We start from the raw sequence: 16,328 nt of genomic DNA on the forward strand, positions 1-16,328 counted from the left end.
CGGCGGCCGGGCCACCGCACCGGCCGCCGGCCGCCGGGCCGGCCGGGGCGGGGCCGCCGGCGGCGTCCGGGCCCGTCACGGCACCGACACCGACGCCGTCGGCACCGGCTGCGCCGCCGGGGACGACGGGGGCGGCTCCAGCTCGACCGGCCCCACGCCGGCCCGGCGCGCCAGCGCCACGGCCGCGAGCGTGGAGTGCACGCCGAGCTTGCCCAGAACGTTCTGCATGTGCGTGCGGACGGTGTGCGGGGAGAGGAACAGCCGCTCTGCGACCGCCTTGCGGCCGAGCCCCGCGACCATGCAGCGCAGCACCTCGCGCTCGCGCGGGGTCAGCGACTCCACCAGCCGCTCGCTCTCGGTGCGGTGCTTGCGCGCCGCCGTCAGCTCCCGCAGCACGCCCGTCAGGAGCGCCGGCGGGAGGTGCGTCTCGTCCCGCAGCACGCCGCGGATCACGGCGAGCAGGCGGGAGAGCGAGCAGTCCTTGGCGACCCAGCCGCCGGCGCCCGCCTGGAGGGCTGCCGCGGCCCTGCGTGGGTCGTCCTTCTCCGCGAGCACCACCGCGCGGACCATCGGATGGGTGGTGCGGACCGAGGTGACCAGCGAGATGCCGTCCACGGGCGCGCCGTCGGCCGCGCCGTCCCGCGGCACCTGCGGCCGCATGGGGACGGCCGCGAGCGGTGCGACGGCCGCGCCGAGGTCGGCGTCGACGAGCATGACGTCGAAGCGCCGGCCCTCGGAGGCCGCCCGCTCCAGACTGCGCAGGGCCGCCGGTCCGCTCCCGGCCGCCGCCACGTCCACGTCCTGTTCGGCCGCGAGGGCAGCCGCCAGGGACTCGGCAAAGATGCGGTGGTCGTCGACCACCAAGACCCGGATGCGTTGCACTGAGGACCCCCTGTCTCGGGGAACGGGCAGGAAATGGGTACGCGCGCCCGCGGCGGGGACGCCGCAGCGGCACGGCCGCCGCCGTGCTCCACCGCTGTCCCACCCCGGGCGCCGTACCCTCCTCCCCGCGCCGCGTTCGGCGGGGAGGGTCCAGCTCGCCCCCTGATCGGCACCGGCCCCCACCGGTGCTCTGTTCAGCGTACGTACGGGGTCCGGCAACGGAAGCCGATTGGCAAAACTGCCCGACCCATGTGTTCAGGGTGGGGCAGTCGGCTCACCACGAGGCACCAGTACCTGGTGATCGGCTCATTCCGGCCTGTTACCGGCGGACTCCGGCGGGGCTCTCGGCCAGTCGCGGACACCGGCTGACAGAGGGGCGCGGGTGTGCGGTGGCGGGCGCCCGTGCCCCCGCCACCGCGTCCGTCACACCAGCCGCCGGGCTCCCGCGCTGGGCACTGCGGGGAAGATCCGCGGCGCGGCGTACCCGGCCGCCGCGAACGCCTCGGTGACGGCCTTCCCCACGTCGTCCGCCGCCACCTCCTCCACCAGCACGATCGCCGAGCCGCCGAAGCCGCCGCCGGTCATCCGGGCGCCCAGCGCTCCCGCCTCGTTCGCCGCCTCGACCACCAGGTCCAGCTCGGCGCAGGAGACCGTGAAGTCGTCGCGGAGCGAGGCGTGGCCGGCGGTCAGCAGCGGACCGATGCCGCGCGGGTCGCCCGCGTCGAGGCGTGCCATGACGTCCTCCACCCGCCGGTTCTCGGTCACGATGTGCCGTACCAGGGGCCGCACGGCCGCCTCGTCCGCCAGCGACTCCAGCGTCTGCGCCAGATCGTCGTACGCCACATCCCGCAGGGCGCGTACACCGAGTGCGCGTGCGGCCCGCTCACAGCCGGCGCGGCGTTCGGCGTAGGCGCCGTCCCCCAGTTCGTGCTGGACGCGGGTGTCGACGACCAGGAGACGCAGCCCGGCAGCGGCCAGGTCGAAGGGGACCTGGCGACGGGTGAGGTCGCGGGTGTCCAGCAGGAGGGCGTGGCCCTCGGTGCAGCACGCCGAGGCGGTCTGGTCCATGATCCCGCAGGGCACCCCGACGAAGGCGTTCTCGGCGCGTTGCGCGAGCCGGGCGAGCTCCTGCCCGTCCAGGCCCAGCCCGTACAGGTCGTTCAACGCGAGCGCGGTGGCCACCTCCAGGGCGGCGGAGGAGGAGAGCCCGGCGCCGGTGGGCACGACGGAGTCGAAGTGCAGGTCGGCGCCGCCGTCCACCGGGAGTCCGGCCTCCCGCATCGCCCACAGGACACCGGCCGGGTACGCGGCCCAGCCCCCGTCGGGGGCCGGCCGCAGTCCCTCGGTGCGCAGCTCGACGATGCCACCCTTGACGTTGCCGGAGTGCAGGCGCAGCACGCCGTCGGTACGGGGCGCCGCGGCGGCGATCGTGGTGTGCGGCAGGGCCAGCGGCATCACGAAGCCGTCGTTGTAATCGGTGTGCTCACCGATGAGGTTGACCCGCCCGGGGGCGGCCCATACTCCCGCGGGGGCGTTTCCGAATACCTCGCGGAAGGCGGCGGCGGTACGGGCTGCGCCGTGCTGCGTGTCTGTCAACGGGACTCCTTCGTCCGTCAGGGCTGCTGGAGGGACTGGGTGAACGCCCACGCGTCCGACACGATCTCCGCCAGGTCCGCGCGCTTCGGCTGCCAGCCCAGGCGGTCGATGGCGGTCTGCGCCGAGGCGACCAGGACCGCCGGGTCGCCGCCCCGGCGCGGGGCCACGACCTCGGGGATCGGGTGGCCGGTGACCTTGCGGACGGTCTCGATGACCTCACGCACGGAGAAGCCGTTGCCGTTGCCGAGGTTGCAGATCAGGTGCTCGCCGGCCACCGCCGCGTCGAGGGCGAGGAGGTGCGCGTCGGCCAGGTCGGCGACGTGGATGTAGTCGCGGATGCAGGTGCCGTCCGGCGTCGGGTAGTCGTCGCCGAAGACGGAGATGTGCTCCCGGCGGCCCTGGGCGACCTGGAGGACGAGCGGGATGAGGTGGGACTCGGGGTCGTGCCGCTCGCCGCAGTCGCCGTACGCGCCGGCCACGTTGAAGTACCGCAGGGACACCGCGGCCAGGCCGTGCGCCGCGCACTCGCCGCTGATCATGTGGTCGACGGCCAGCTTCGAGGCGCCGTACGGGGAGGTGGGCACGGTGGGGTCGGTCTCCGTGATCGGGGTGTTCACGGGCTCGCCGTAGGTCGCGGCCGTCGAGGAGAACACCAGGGTGCGCACGCCCGCGACGCGCATCGCGGCGAGCAGGTCCATGGTGCCGCCGACGTTGTTGCGCCAGTACTTCTCGGGGTCCACGACGGACTCGCCGACCTGCGAGAACGCGGCGAAGTGCAGGACCGCGTCGAAGGACCGGTCCAGCCACTTGCCGGCGTCCTGGACCCGGCCCTCGATGAACTGCGCGCCCGCGGGGACGCCCTCGCGGTGGCCGGTGGACAGGTCGTCCAGGACGACGACCTCGTGGCCGGCCTCCAGCAGGTGTGCCGCCACGACGCTGCCGACGTATCCCGCTCCGCCGGTCACCAGGTACTTCTTGCTCACGCGCTCGCTACCTCTCGCAGTCGCTGCGCCGCGGCTTCCGGCGGCACATCGTTGATGAACACATTCATGCCGGATTCGGAACCCGCGAGAAACTTCAGCTTGCCGGGAGTGCGTCGGATGGTGAAGAGCTCCAGATGGAGCGCGAAGTCGGCGCGGTGCGGGGCGCGCACCGGCGCCTGGTGCCATGCGGCGATGTACGGCGTCGGCGGCTCCCCTTCCCCGAAGATCCGGTCGAACCGTCGCAACACTTCCAGGTACAGCTGTGGGAACTCTGTGCGCGCGTCCTCGTCCAGCGCGAGCAGGTCCGGGACCCGGCGCCGGGGGTAGAGGTGCACCTCGTACGGCCAGTGCGCCGCGTACGGCACGAAGGCGACCCAGTGCTCCCCCTCCAGCACGATGCGGCTGCCGTCGGCGAGCTCGTCGGCGACGACGTCGTCGAAGAGGTTGCGGCCGCCGGTGCGCTCCCGGTGCGCGTCGGCCGAGGCGAGCATCCGCTCGGTGCGGGGGGTCACGAAGGGGTAGGCGTAGATCTGGCCGTGCGGGTGGCCGAGGGTCACGCCGATCTCGGCGCCGCGGTTCTCGAAGCAGAAGACCTGCTCGACGTCGGGCAGCTGGGTGAGCTCGGCGGTGCGGTCGGTCCAGGCCTCCAGGACCAGCGCGGCCTGCTCCTCGGTGAGGTCGGCGAAGGAGGCGTGGTGGTCGGAGGTGAAGCAGACGACCTCGCACCGGCCGGTGGAGCCGGCGAGCGAGGGGAAGCGGTTCTCGAAGACGGCGACGTCGTAGTCGGCGGCGGGGATCTCCGAGAGCCGGCCGTCCCGCGAGGGGCACAGCGGGCACTCGTCGGCCGGCGGGTGGTAGGTGCGGCCCTGGCGGTGCGAGGCGACGGCCACCGAGTCGCCGAGGAGGCGGTCGTGCCGGATTTCGGAGGCGGTGGTGACCTGTGGAAGGGGGCGCCGGTCGACGGCGTCGCGCACGGCGTCGTCCCGGGAGTCGTAGTAGATGAGTTCCCGGCCGTCCGCGAGCCGCGTGGACGTCTTCTTCACTGTTGCTCCTCGCCGAGCCGACGACCAAACATAAACAAACATAATGAACCACGAGCCAACAGATCCGTCAACGCATCCACCGTGCGCCGCCCGCCGCGTACGCAGCGTCACTTGAGTGGATGACTCGATCACGATCCAACAAACAAAACCAACAAAACTGTTCAGTTTCCCAGCGGCCGAGCGTAGCTTTCTGACCGTTCACGGCAAGGGCGCCCCGCACCACGGCAGTTTCTGGGGGCGCTGCCCCCAGACCCCCGGAGCACCCATGATCACGTTGGCCGAAGGGCTACGCCTCCCGACGAACGGGCTCGACTACACCATCCTGGCGATCTACTTCGCCGTCGTCCTGGGCATCGGCTTCGCCGCCAAGCGCAGCGTGAAGACCAGCCTGGACTTCTTCCTGTCCGGCCGGTCGCTGCCCGCCTGGGTCACCGGCCTCGCGTTCGTCGCCGCCAACCTCGGCGCCACCGAGATCCTCGGCATGGCCGCCAACGGCGCGCAGTACGGCGCGTACACCGTGCACTGGTACTGGATCGGCGCCATCCCCGCCATGGTCTTCCTCGGCCTGGTGATGATGCCCTTCTACTACGGCTCGAAGGTCCGCTCCGTCCCGGAGTTCCTGCTGCACCGCTTCGGGCCGTCCTCGCACCTGCTGTCCTCGATCATCTTCGCGGTCTCCTCCGTGCTGATCGCGGGCGTGAACCTCTACGCGATGGCGATCGTGCTGGAGGCCCTGCTGGGCTGGCCGGAGTGGGTGGCCATCGTGGTCGCCGGCTTCTTCGTCCTGGCGTACATCACCATCGGCGGCCTGTCCTCGGCGATCTACAACGAGGTCCTGCAGTTCTTCGTCATCCTCGCCGCGCTGATCCCGCTGACCATCGTCGGCCTCAAGCGCGTCGGCGGCTGGGACGGCCTGACCAGCAGCCTGACCGACAGCCACGGCGGTGACTTCCTCACCGCGTGGGGCGGCACCGGCATCGGCGAGTCCAACCCGCTCGGCGCCAACTGGCTGACCATCGTGCTCGGCCTCGGCTTCGTGATGAGCTTCGGCTACTGGACGACCAACTTCGCCGAGGTGCAGCGCGCGCTGTCCGCGAAGAACCTCTCCGCCGCCAAGCGCACCCCGCTGATCGCCGCCTTCCCCAAGATCTTCATCCCGCTGGTCGTGGTCGTGCCCGGCCTGATCGCGCTGGTCATGGAGCCCTCGCTGGGCAAGACCAAGGACGGCCTGCAGTACAACGACGCCATTCCGGTCCTCATGCGGGACCTGCTGCCGAACGGCGTGCTGGGCATCGCGGTCACCGGTCTGCTCGCCGCGTTCATGGCCGGTATGGCCGCCAACGTCTCGTCGTTCAACACCGTCTTCACCAACGACATCTGGGCGGCGTATCTGAAGAAGGGCCGCGAGGACGGGTACTACCTGAAGACCGGCCGGGTGGTCACCGCCGTCGGCGTGCTGATCGGCATGGGCACCGCGTTCATCGCGTCCAGCTTCAGCAACATCATGAACTACCTGCAGACGCTGTTCTCGTTCTTCAACGTCCCGCTGTTCGTGGTGTTCATCATCGGCATGTTCTGGAAGCGGACCAGCGCGGCCGCCGGCTTCTGGGGCCTGCTCTCCGGCACCGTCGCCGCGATGGTCAACTACTTCTGGTTCTACAAGCAGGGCATCATCGCGATCCCCTCCGACCAGGGCGCCAACTTCGTCTCCTCGATCGTGGCGTTCGTCGTCGGCGCGGTCGTGATGTTCGTGATCACCTTGGTGACCAAGCCCAAGTCCGCCGAGTCGCTGGCCGGCCTGGTCTACGGCACCCGCTCGCCCGGCATGGAGGAGCTGCCCGCCGAGGGCGACGACGCCTGGTACCGCAAGCCGGCCCTGCTGGGCTGGGGCGCGGTCGTCCTCGCCGCGCTCTGCTACATCCCCTTCTCCTTCTGAGGCCCTGAGGAGCACACCCCATGAGTGACTACCAGCACGAGGTCGAGGAGCTGGAGCGCAAGTCCGCGACGGCGGCCCGGCTCTTCGACGTACGCCGCATCATCGGCGGACTCTTCGTCGTCTACGGCGTGATCGTCACGATCGCCGGCTTCACGGCATCCGACGCGGACCTGAAGAAGGCCCAGGACATCAACATCAACCTCTGGACCGGCCTGGGCATGCTGATCCTCGGCGTGCTCTTCCTGCTGTGGATGAAGCTGCGGCCCGCCGAGGCACCGGCCGTCGAGGAGACCGGCGCCACGGACGGCCCGGCGGACTGATCCGGCACGCGGTCACTGCGGCGGGGCCTGCTGCGGCCCCGCCGCGTTCGCGTTGCTGACCGTGGCCCGATCCAGCAGCCCCGTACGGGCCGCCAGCGCCGCCGCCTCCAGCCGCGAGCCCACCCCCAGCTTCATCAGCACCCGCTGCACGTGCGTACGGGCGGTGCTCGGCGCGATACCCATGCCGGCGGCGATCAGCCGGGTGTCCTCGCCCTCGGCGACCCGGACCAGCACCTCCACCTCGCGCGGGGTCAGCATCTGCAGCAGCCGGGCGCCCTCGTCGTCGGGCTGTGCCGCCGGGTGCAGCAGCTCCTCGAAGGCCTGCTGGAGCAGGGCCGGGGCGATCGCCGCCTCCCCCGCCCTGGCCTTCATCATCGCCCGCTCCACGCCCTCGATCCGTTCGTCGTGGCGGACGTAACCGGAAGCGCCGGCCGCGAACGCCGCGGCGATACCGCGCGGGTTCGGCACCGGCCCCAGCACCACGACGGCCACCTGGGGCCGCTCCTTCTTGATCCGCACCACCGGGTCGAACACCCCTGGCTCGGCGGGCGCTGCCGTCCCCATGAGGCACACTTCCGGCGCTCTGCTCACCACCAGGTCGGCCGCCCCGGCACTCGGCGCGGCCGCCGCGAGCACCCTGTGCCCGCGCAATTTCAGTGCCGAGGCGAGCGCCTCGGCGAGCAGGCGGTGGTCGTCGACCACCATGAGCCGCACGCCCATTCAGCAACCCCCCATTCCCCGGCGATCCCAGCCCCCCGGCCCTTCGCCGGGCCCCTTTGCATCCGGAAGCTACACGCTTGTTCGACATCGTGCGCCCCCTACCGGGCAGAAGCCCGTCGGAATGCTGAAATCCCGGCCATTCTGGGCCACTTGCCGCCCGTCGCCGATCATTTCCGTCCGGAGGAGTCCGGGTCCGGTACGGCCACCCGCCGGATCGCGCCCCGCCCGCCGCCGGCGCCCCCGCTACCCCCGGTACGACGGCGGCCCCGCCCTACGGTTCGTAGGGCGGGGCCGCCGGCACAGGCCGCGGGCCTGCGGGATCGCTCAGCTGCCGAAGGCCAGGCCCAGGTACTTGTCGTCGCCCAGGCCGTACTTCGTGCCGGACATGATCTCCTGGTTCAGGAACAGCCGGCCGTGCTCGAACACCGCGCGGGTCATGCCCGGGCGCAGGCTGCGGGCCGCGTCGGCGGTCTCCTTCGGGAGGTTGAGGAAGACCGTCTTCTTGCCCTGCTGCGCCGGGTCGATGCTGACGACCTGGCCGCCCTTGTCGCTGTAACCGTCCTGGTAGGCGATGAGCTTGTCGCCGGCCATGCGGATCGGCACGAGCTCCTGGTCGACCTCGGAGGAGGCCTTCCAGGTCGCGGACCCGGTCTTCAGGTCGAAGGCGACGATCTCGTTCTGCTGGGAGAAGGAGTCACCGCCCACCGCGTCGTGCGACTTGGACGGCAGGTAGAGGTACTTGTCGTCAGCGGTCGCGGTGACACACCGCTCCACGCCGCCGGAGATGCCGCAGTTGGGCTTGTACTTGTCGTCCTGCAGGGAGATCTGTGCCTGCTGCTTGCCGGAGTCGTCGATGACGACCATGTCCGTGATACCGGCGTCGCCCGCGGAGATACCGATGACCACCGGGCCGGTGGAGGAGACCACCTCGGCGCTCTGCACGCCCTTGGGCGCGTCGTACGTCCACTTCGGCTTGCCGGTGGCCGGGTCGATCTCCTGGACCTGGGTGGTCTGGGAGCCGTACTCACCGCAGCGCAGGATCGCGATCAGCTTCTTGCCGCCGCCGATGCCCCGGTCCAGGCACTGCATGGAGGCGTCGTTGCCGTTGTCGCGGCTGTGCCACAGCTCCTTGCCGGCGATGTCGTACGCGACCTCGCCGTTGCCCGGCCAGGAGGCGACGACCGCGCCCTGGCTGAAGGTGACGCCCATGCCGATGCTGGAGGCCTGCCGGCCGCCCGGCATCGTCTTGTGCCAGTCGAACTTGCCGGAGTCGATGTCCAGCAGCCCGATCTGGCTGCAGGGCTCCCGCGAGGTCTCGCCCTTGCGCGGACCGGCCTCGTAGACCACCGCGGCCTTGCCCTCCTCGGTGGCGTACGGCGAGGCGCCGCAGACGATGCCGTCCATGGGGAGCTTGTACTTCTGCTTCTTCGCGGCCAGGTCGTAGCCGACGATCTCGGCCTTGCTGACCTTGGCGTAGGTCTGCTCCGTCGCCCAGGCGCCGTTCAGCTGCACCACGGACTTCTCCGGCGGGGGCACCGGGACGTTGAAGAGCAGCTTGCCGGTGGAGCTGGCGGGCTTGGTCTCCGGGTTCATCGCGACCTTGCCGCCCTTGAGCGCGACCGAACCGCCACCGCCCTTCGAGCCGCCGTCGGCGCCCTGGCTGGAGCCCTTGCCGTCGGGGCCCGGCTCGTCACCGCCGCCGCTGTTGGCGAACCACACGCCGCCGCCGATGATCAGCGCGACCGCGACCACGGCCGACACGATGATCATCATGCGGGCGCGCTTCTGGTTGCCGCCGCCCTGCGGGGGCATGCCCGGGTACTGCGTGGTGGGCGCGTAGGCGTTGCCGTACGGGCCGGGCTGACCGGGCTGAGCGAACTGGCCGGGCTGGCCGGGCTGAACCGGGGTCGGGTAGCCGTACCCGGGCTGCGCGCCGTACGGGCCGGGCGGGGGACCCTGCGGCGGCTGGCCGGGGCCCTGCGGCGCCTGGGGGTAGCCGTAGCCGCCGGGCGCCTGCGGGGGCTGCCCCGGAGGCGGCGGAGGCGTCTGCGGCGGCTGGTCCGGGGCCTGCGGCGGCTGCGGCGGAGCCTGCGGCGGCTGCGGCGGGGCCTGGGGCGGCTGGTTCGGCTGCGGCGGCTGCTGCGGGTAGCCGTACGAAGGGTCCTGCGGCGCGCCGAAGCCGCCGGACGGCGGCTGACCGGGCGGTGGTGGCGGCTGCGGCGGCTGGGTCATCGGGTGGTTACCTCTTCACGCCGGCCCATGGCTCCGAATCGGCCTCCCCCGCGATCCCGAGCGGCAAAGCCCCTCGGGATGGAGTGAATCAGACATAAGGCGCGGCAATTAACGGCAGTTGAGCGGGAGTTCTTTGTACCACTCGGCACCGACACCGCACCGGTGCGGTAGGCCGCCGTCAAAGGGGCGAGACCGGCCCGGGACACTCCCGCGACGCACCCGTTATGCACGCCGCCGTTCCGGGCCGCGGCGCCGCTACGCGTCCTCGGCCAGCTCCAGCCAGCGCATCTCCAGCTCGTCCTTCTCGTCCGCCAGCTCCCGCAGCTGCGCGTCCAGTTCGGCGACCTTCGCGAAGTCGGTGGCGTTGTCGGCGATCTGCGTGTGCAGCTTCGCCTCCTTCGTACCGATCTTGTCCAGCTGCCGCTCGATCTTCTGCAGCTCCTTCTGCGTCGCGCGGTCCACCGCGGCGGACTTCTGCTTGGGCGCCGCGGCCGCCGGTGCCGGCGCCGCGGCCTGCGCCATCCGCTCCCGGCGCTCGATGTACTCGTCCACGCCGCGCGGCAGCATCCGCATCGTCGCGTCGCCCAGCAGCGCGAGGACCCGGTCGGTGGTCCGCTCGATGAAGTACCGGTCGTGGCTGATGACGATCAGCGAGCCGGGCCAGCCGTCGAGCACGTCCTCCAGCTGCGTCAGCGTCTCGATGTCCAGGTCGTTGGTCGGCTCGTCGAGGAAGAGCACGTTCGGCTCGTCCATCAGCAGCCGCAGGATCTGCAGCCGGCGCCGCTCACCGCCGGAGAGGTCCCCGACCGGCGTCCACTGCTTCTCCTTGGTGAACCCGAACTTCTCGCACAGCTGGCCCGCGGTCATCTCCCGGCCCTTGCCGAGGTCCACCCGCTCGCGCACCCGCTGCACGGCCTCCAGCACCCGCCAGGTCGGGTCCAGTTCGGCGACCTCCTGCGAGAGGTAGGCCAGCTTCACGGTCTTCCCGACAATGATCTTCCCGCCCGCGGGCTGCGCCTCGCCCTGCGTGCGCGCCGCGTCGGCCAGCGCCCGCAGCAGCGAGGTCTTGCCCGCGCCGTTGACGCCCACCAGGCCGATCCGGTCGCCGGGGCCCAGCTGCCAGGTGAGGTGCTTCAGCAGCACCTTGGGCCCGGCCTGCACGGTCACGTCCTCCAGGTCGAAGACCGTCTTGCCCAGCCGCGAGCTGGCGAACTTCATCAGCTCGGCGCTGTCGCGGGGCGGCGGCACGTCCGCGATCAGCTCGTTGGCGGCCTCGATGCGGAAGCGCGGCTTGCTCGTCCGGGCCGGGGCGCCGCGGCGCAGCCACGCCAGCTCCTTGCGCATGAGGTTCTGCCGCTTGGCCTCCTCGCTGGCGGCGATCCGCTCCCGCTCGGCGCGCGCGAACACGTAGTCGCTGTAGCCGCCCTCGTACTCGTGCACGTCACCGCGCTGCACGTCCCACATGCGGGTGCAGACCTGGTCCAGGAACCAGCGGTCGTGGGTGACGACGACGAGCGCGGAGCGCCGCGCCTGGAGGTGCCGCGCGAGCCAGGAGATGCCTTCCACGTCGAGGTGGTTGGTCGGCTCGTCGAGGACGATCAGGTCCTGCTCGGCGATCAGCAGCTTCGCGAGGGCGATACGGCGCCGCTCGCCACCGGAGAGCGGGCCGATCACGGTGTCCAGGCCCTGCGGGAAGCCCGGCAGGTCCAGGCCGCCGAAGAGGCCGGTCAGCACGTCGCGGATCTTGGCGTTGCCGGCCCACTCGTGGTCGGCGAGGTCGCCGATCACCTCGTGCCGGACGGTGGCCTCCGGGTCGAGCGAGTCGTGCTGGGTCAGGACGCCCAGCCGCAGCCCGTTCACGTGCGTGACGCGGCCGCTGTCCGGCGTCTCCAGCTGGGCGAGGATGCGGATCAGGGTCGTCTTGCCGTCACCGTTGCGGCCGACGACGCCGATCCGGTCGCCCTCGTTGACGCCGAGGGAGACGCCGTCCAGCAGCGAACGCAGTGCGTACGCCTTGCTGACGGCTTCCAGATTGACGAGGTTCGCGGCCATCTCACTCCTGCGCTTCACATCGGTCGGCCTTCCAGCCTAGTCCGGCACGCCGGTCTCCCCCGCATCACGTCCGTACCGGTACCGCACGGTGCCCCGACGGTTTGAGTAGGCGTACGGATGTGCCCCGGTCCGGGCCCTCCGTACCGTCCCGCCAGGGGACACGCGGACGACGGCGCCCGGGGCGGCGTGATCTGCCTGCTGGTGGCCCCCGACCTGCTGGTCGTCGCCTGGCTGACCGACTTCGCGATCGTCGGCTCCTGACCGCCGGCCGGGCCCGGCCGGCGCCTTGCTAGCGTCGCGCCCATGACAGTCGATCTCGAAGTGGACGTCGAAACCGGGCTTGCCTACGGGCCGAGCGGCAAGCTCCTGGACGTGTACCGGCCGGCCTCGGCGGCCGTGCCGCCCCCGGCCGTCCTGCTGTGGCACGGCATCGGCCCGGACGAGCGGGACGTGCTGGCGCCGCTGGCCCGCGCGGCAGCCGCGCTGGGGGCCGTGGTGTTCGTGCCCGACTGGCGCCCGGACGCCGAGGACCGGGGCCGTACGCACCTGCTGGAGTCGCTGGCGTACGTACGGGAGCGGGCCGCCCTGCACGGCGCGGACCCGGAGCGGACCGTGCTGGCCGGCTGGTCCACCGGCGCCACCTCGGCGGTCGGCGCCGCGCTGGACCCGGACGCCGTCGGCGGCCGGCGGCCGACGGCGGTGGTCGGCATCGCGGGCCGCTTCGACATACCGGACCGGTTCGGCGGGGCTGCCGCGCTGGAGCAGCTCGCGGCGGGCGCGGCGCCGGCCGTCCCCGTCCACCTCGTGCACGGGAGCACGGACCCCGTGGTGCCCGCGCAGCACTCCCGCGACCTGGCGGCGGCGGCGCGCGAGCGCGAGCTGCCGGTGACGCTCGCCGAGAGCCCCGCCGACCACGCCGGGGTGATCATGACGGCGTTCGACCCGGCGGTGAACCGGTGTGTGGCGACGTCCGACGAGGCCGTGGTCGGCGCCGGGCGCCGGACCGCGGAGATCCTCGTCCGCGCCGCGGGCTGAGCACGCGGCGGGGCCGGGCGCGCACGTCCGGCCCCGCCGCGGCCGCGGTCAGCCGATGACCGTCGCGCCCGGGGCCGGGCTGTCCGCGACGCGGGCCGACCGGCAGGTGCCGGAGGCCAGGAGCGCAGCGGCGACCCGCTCGGCGGTCGCGCGGTCCGCGGTGAGGAAGGCCGTGGTCGGCCCGGAGCCGGAGACCAGCGCTGCCAGGGCGCCCGCCTCGGTCCCCGCTTCGAGGGTCGTGGCGAGCGAGGGGAAGAGCGAGAGCGCCGCGGGCTGGAGGTCGTTGGAGAGCGCCTTGGCCAGCGCCGCGGCGTCGCCCGTACGCAGCGCCGCCAGCAGCGCCGGGGACGCCTCGGGCGCCGGTACGTCGGTGCCCTCGGTCAGCCGGTCGAACTCGCGGTAGACCGCGGGCGTGGACAGCCCGCCGTCGGCGGCCGCGAAGACCCAGTGGAAGGCGCCGCCGACCTCCAGCGGGGTCAGCTTCTCGCCCCGGCCGGTGCCCAGCGCGGCCTCGCCGACCAGGCTGAACGGCACGTCACTGCCCAGCTCGGCGCAGATGTCGAGCAGCTCCGCGCGGCTCGCGCCCGTCCCCCACAGGGCGTCGCAGGCGAGCAGCGCGCCCGCGCCGTCCGCGCTGCCGCCGGCCATGCCGCCCGCGACCGGGATGTCCTTGGCGATGTGCAGGTGGACCCGGGGCTCGATGCCGTGCCGGGCGGCCAGCAGCTCGGCGGCGCGCGCGGCGAGGTTGGTGCGGTCCAGCGGCACCTGGCCGGCGTCCGGCCCCTCGCAGGTGATCGTGAGGGTGTCGGCGGGCGCCGCGGTGACCTCGTCGTACAGGCCGACGGCGAGGAAGACGTTGGCCAGGTCGTGGAAGCCGTCGACGCGTGCGGCGCCGACCGCGAGCTGGACGTTGACCTTCGCGGGGACGCGGACGGTGACGGAACGGGAGGCGGCGGGGGTCACTGGGCTGCGGCTTCCTTGTGCTCGGCGATGCGGGCGAACTCTTCGACGGTCAGCGCCTCCCCGCGGGCCTGCGGCGAGACGCCCGCCGCGACCAGCGCGGCCTCGGCGGCGGCTGCCGAGCCCGCCCAGCCGGCGAGCGCGGAGCGCAGCGTCTTGCGGCGCTGCGCGAAGGCCGCGTCCACCGCGGCGAAGACCTCCTCGCGGCTCGCGGTGGTCTCCAGCGGCTTGTCGCGGCGGACGAGGGAGACCAGTCCGGAGTCGACGTTGGGCGCGGGCCAGAAGACGTTCCGGCCGATGGCGCCGGCCCGCTTCACCTCGGCGTACCAATTCGCCTTGACCGAGGGCACGCCGTAGACCTTGTTGCCGGGGCGGGCCGCCAGCCGGTCGGCGACCTCGGACTGGACCATGACGAGGGTCCGCTCGATGGTCGGGAAGGTCGCCATCATGTGCAGGAGGACGGGCACCGCGACGTTGTACGGGAGGTTGGCGACGAGCGCGGTGGGCGCCGGGCCCGGCAGCTCGGTGACCTTCATCGCGTCGGAGTGGACGAGCGCGAAACGGTCGGCGCGCTCCGGCAGCCGCGCCTGGACCGTCGCGGGCAGCGCGGCCGCCAGCACGTCGTCGATCTCCACGGCGGTCACCCGGTCCGCGGTCTCCAGCAGCGCCAGGGTCAGCGAGCCGAGACCGGGGCCGACCTCGACGACCACGTCGTCGGGGCGCACTTCGGCCGTCCGCACGATCCGGCGGACGGTGTTGGCGTCGATGACGAAGTTCTGGCCCTTCTGCTTGGTGGGGCGCACGCCGAGCGTCGCGGCCAGTTCGCGGATGTCGGCGGGGCCCAGGAGCGGGCCGGGCTCATCGGTGCTGCTGTTGGTCACTGGTGAAGCTTACGGCCGCACACCGGCCACGGGCTCGCCCCCCGGCTGACGTACAGCTTCTTGGCCCGGTACGTCTGCTCCTCGGGGGGCGCGTCCTGCGGGGCGCCGGTCCCGCCGAGCGAGTGCCAGGTGGCCCGGTCGAACTGGTACAGCCCGCCGTACGTGCCCGAGGAATCGACCGCGTCGGGCCGGCCGCCGGTCTCGCACCGGGCGAGCCCCTGCCAGTTCAGGTGGTCGGCGCCGGCCACGCTGGTCGGCACGGCCGCGGTGCCCACGTGCACGATCTCGCTGCGCGGCGCGCGCAGCACCTCGCTGCGGAGCAGCCGCGGCCGCTGCTTGACGCCGTTGACGGTACGCAGCTGGTACGTGACCCGGCGCACCCCGGGCCGGCCGGGCTGGACCACCGACTCGGTGCCCTTGAAGAGCGTGGGGTCGGCGAGGCGCCGCGTCTCGAAGTCGATCGCCTCGTCGTGCACCTCCCGGGAGCCGGTCACCCGCAGCACCGAAATCGTCTGGCCCTCGCGGGGGAAGCTGTCGAGCGGTACGGAGGCGGTGTCCTGGCCGCGGAGCCGGATGCCGGCCTGGTCGAGTGCGGTGCGCACGGTGGCGGCGTTGGTCCGCACGGACCGGGCGCGGCCGTCGGCCATGAAGGTCACCGTGCGCTCGGTGCGGACGGCCAGCTCCATGCCGTGCCGGGCGATGGGCCGCGAGCGCGAGGCGGAGAGGTAGGCCCCTTCGGCGCGCACGCCGAGCTGGCGCAGCGCGCCCTCGACGGTGCGGGCCGTGGTCCACACCCGGCGGCGGTGGCCGTCCAGGGTGAGCACGACGGGCCGGCCGTAGCGCACCGCCACCTCGTCGCCGCTGGTCAGGGGGGCGTCGGCGCCGGGCGCGACGATGTCGTGCGGGCCGACCGGCACGCCTTCGGAGGCCAGCAGCTCGCCGACGTCCCCGGCGAAGGTGTGCAGCCGCCGCGGGTCGCCGTCGACGCTGAGCCGGACCGCCTTGTCGTGCGCGACGAAGGCGGTGGTGCCGCCCGCGAGGAACGCCACGACCAGCGCCTGCGGGACCAGTCTGAGCAGCCCGTCGGGACGGTCGACGAACCGCTTCCGGCGGGCCGCGCGCCGGGCGGCGGCGCGCCCCGCGGTCCGGCGCCCGGCCCGGCCGCCGGTGACCGGCCCCCGGTCGTACGACGGCTCGACCGGGGGCCGGTCGTACGACGGCTGGTCGGGCACGAAGGGCGTACGCACCTGCGGTTCGGGCACCACCGGGTCCGGCACCGCCGGGGCCGGCACCGCCGGGGCCGGCGCCTCCGGGGCGTACGACGGCACGGTGGGTGCGGACGACCGGGCCGCGGACGACTGCGCCGGGAACGCCTCGTACGGCTCGTACGGCTCGTGGACCTCGTACGGCGCGTGGCTCTCGTACGCGTCGTAGGACCGGGCCGCGCGCACCGCTGCGTACGTGTCGTACACCTGCGCCTCGTCGGGCGGCCCGTACGGCCCGTACTCCTGGGTCTCGGGGCCCTCCGGCCAGCCGTAGGCCTGCGGCGGCTCGTACGCCGGGGCGTATCCGTATCGCTGCGAATGACTCACGACGCTCCACGTGCCCGGAACCGGTTGACGGGCCGGAATGTAGCGGAGAGGAGTATCACTCCCCAAAGTCGTACGGCTACGGAAAGTGGCCGCCGA

At 72.8% G+C, this 16,328-nt stretch carries 14 protein-coding genes; 4 read left to right on the forward strand and 10 right to left on the reverse strand.

Going from position 1 to position 16,328, the window contains the following annotated elements:
* Nucleotides 1-75: 75 nt before the first annotated feature.
* From IF20_RS09180 to galT, 4 genes are all read right to left on the reverse strand, one after another.
* Nucleotides 76-882 (reverse strand): response regulator transcription factor, encoded by an 807-nt coding sequence (locus IF20_RS09180; protein ID WP_052864603.1) that lies wholly within the window; start codon nt 880-882, stop codon nt 76-78.
* Between the two features lie 423 nt (nt 883-1,305).
* Nucleotides 1,306-2,478 (reverse strand): galactokinase, encoded by a 1,173-nt coding sequence (galK, locus tag IF20_RS09185; RefSeq protein WP_052864604.1) that lies wholly within the window; start codon nt 2,476-2,478, stop codon nt 1,306-1,308.
* A 17-nt stretch (nt 2,479-2,495) separates the two neighbouring features.
* A complete protein-coding gene (gene galE / locus IF20_RS09190; RefSeq protein WP_052864605.1) occupies nt 2,496-3,461 on the reverse strand; it encodes a UDP-glucose 4-epimerase GalE in 966 nt (321 codons plus the stop codon).
* A complete protein-coding gene (gene galT, locus IF20_RS09195) occupies nt 3,458-4,504 on the reverse strand; it encodes a galactose-1-phosphate uridylyltransferase (RefSeq protein ID WP_052864606.1) in 1,047 nt (348 codons plus the stop codon). The genes galE and galT overlap by 4 nt, the downstream gene beginning before the upstream one ends.
* Nucleotides 4,505-4,769: 265 nt before the next feature.
* Here galT and IF20_RS09200 point away from each other — a divergent pair, with 265 nt between their 5' ends.
* Together IF20_RS09200 and IF20_RS09205 are read left to right on the forward strand one after the other, a co-directional pair.
* Nucleotides 4,770-6,440, forward strand: a complete 1,671-nt coding sequence (locus IF20_RS09200) for a sodium:solute symporter family protein (RefSeq protein ID WP_052864607.1) — start codon at nt 4,770-4,772, stop codon at nt 6,438-6,440.
* Nucleotides 6,441-6,460: 20 nt separating this feature from the next.
* Nucleotides 6,461-6,760: a hypothetical protein gene (locus IF20_RS09205; RefSeq protein ID WP_052864608.1), complete on the forward strand. Its 300-nt coding sequence runs from the start codon at nt 6,461-6,463 to the stop codon at nt 6,758-6,760.
* A gap of 12 nt (nt 6,761-6,772) precedes the next feature.
* Here the strand turns inward: IF20_RS09205 and IF20_RS09210 are convergent, their stop codons facing one another.
* The 3 genes from IF20_RS09210 to IF20_RS09220 form a co-directional block, all read right to left on the reverse strand.
* A complete protein-coding gene (locus IF20_RS09210; RefSeq protein WP_052864609.1) occupies nt 6,773-7,480 on the reverse strand; it encodes a helix-turn-helix transcriptional regulator in 708 nt (235 codons plus the stop codon).
* A gap of 324 nt (nt 7,481-7,804) precedes the next feature.
* Nucleotides 7,805-9,712: an outer membrane protein assembly factor BamB family protein gene (locus IF20_RS09215; RefSeq protein WP_052864610.1), complete on the reverse strand. Its 1,908-nt coding sequence runs from the start codon at nt 9,710-9,712 to the stop codon at nt 7,805-7,807.
* Between the two features lie 255 nt (nt 9,713-9,967).
* A complete protein-coding gene (locus tag IF20_RS09220) occupies nt 9,968-11,764 on the reverse strand; it encodes an ABC-F family ATP-binding cassette domain-containing protein (protein ID WP_052864611.1) in 1,797 nt (598 codons plus the stop codon).
* 117 nt (nt 11,765-11,881) lie between these two features.
* On the opposite strand from IF20_RS09220, the gene IF20_RS39055 reads away from it, so the two are divergent.
* Nucleotides 11,882-12,025 (forward strand): hypothetical protein, encoded by a 144-nt coding sequence (locus IF20_RS39055; RefSeq protein WP_199896545.1) that lies wholly within the window; start codon nt 11,882-11,884, stop codon nt 12,023-12,025.
* A 42-nt stretch (nt 12,026-12,067) separates the two neighbouring features.
* Nucleotides 12,068-12,799 (forward strand): hypothetical protein, encoded by a 732-nt coding sequence (locus tag IF20_RS09225; protein ID WP_052864612.1) that lies wholly within the window; start codon nt 12,068-12,070, stop codon nt 12,797-12,799.
* 48 nt (nt 12,800-12,847) lie between these two features.
* Here the strand turns inward: IF20_RS09225 and IF20_RS09230 are convergent, their stop codons facing one another.
* Genes IF20_RS09230 through IF20_RS09240 form a run of 3 tightly spaced genes read right to left on the reverse strand, consistent with a single transcriptional unit; the run spans nt 12,848 to nt 16,232 of the window.
* Entirely contained in the window at nt 12,848-13,762 is a 915-nt protein-coding gene (locus IF20_RS09230) for a 4-(cytidine 5'-diphospho)-2-C-methyl-D-erythritol kinase (RefSeq protein ID WP_052864613.1), read from the reverse strand.
* Nucleotides 13,759-14,640, reverse strand: a complete 882-nt coding sequence (gene rsmA / locus IF20_RS09235; RefSeq protein ID WP_052864614.1) for a 16S rRNA (adenine(1518)-N(6)/adenine(1519)-N(6))-dimethyltransferase RsmA — start codon at nt 14,638-14,640, stop codon at nt 13,759-13,761. Before rsmA ends, IF20_RS09230 begins: the two co-directional genes overlap by 4 nt.
* Nucleotides 14,637-16,232 (reverse strand): ubiquitin-like domain-containing protein, encoded by a 1,596-nt coding sequence (locus IF20_RS09240; protein WP_110944012.1) that lies wholly within the window; start codon nt 16,230-16,232, stop codon nt 14,637-14,639. The genes rsmA and IF20_RS09240 overlap by 4 nt, the downstream gene beginning before the upstream one ends.
* Nucleotides 16,233-16,328: the final 96 nt, after the last annotated feature.

It is taken from the genome of Streptomyces niger (assembly GCF_000718305.1).
GTDB classification, from domain to species: Bacteria; Actinomycetota; Actinomycetes; order Streptomycetales; family Streptomycetaceae; genus Streptomyces; species Streptomyces niger.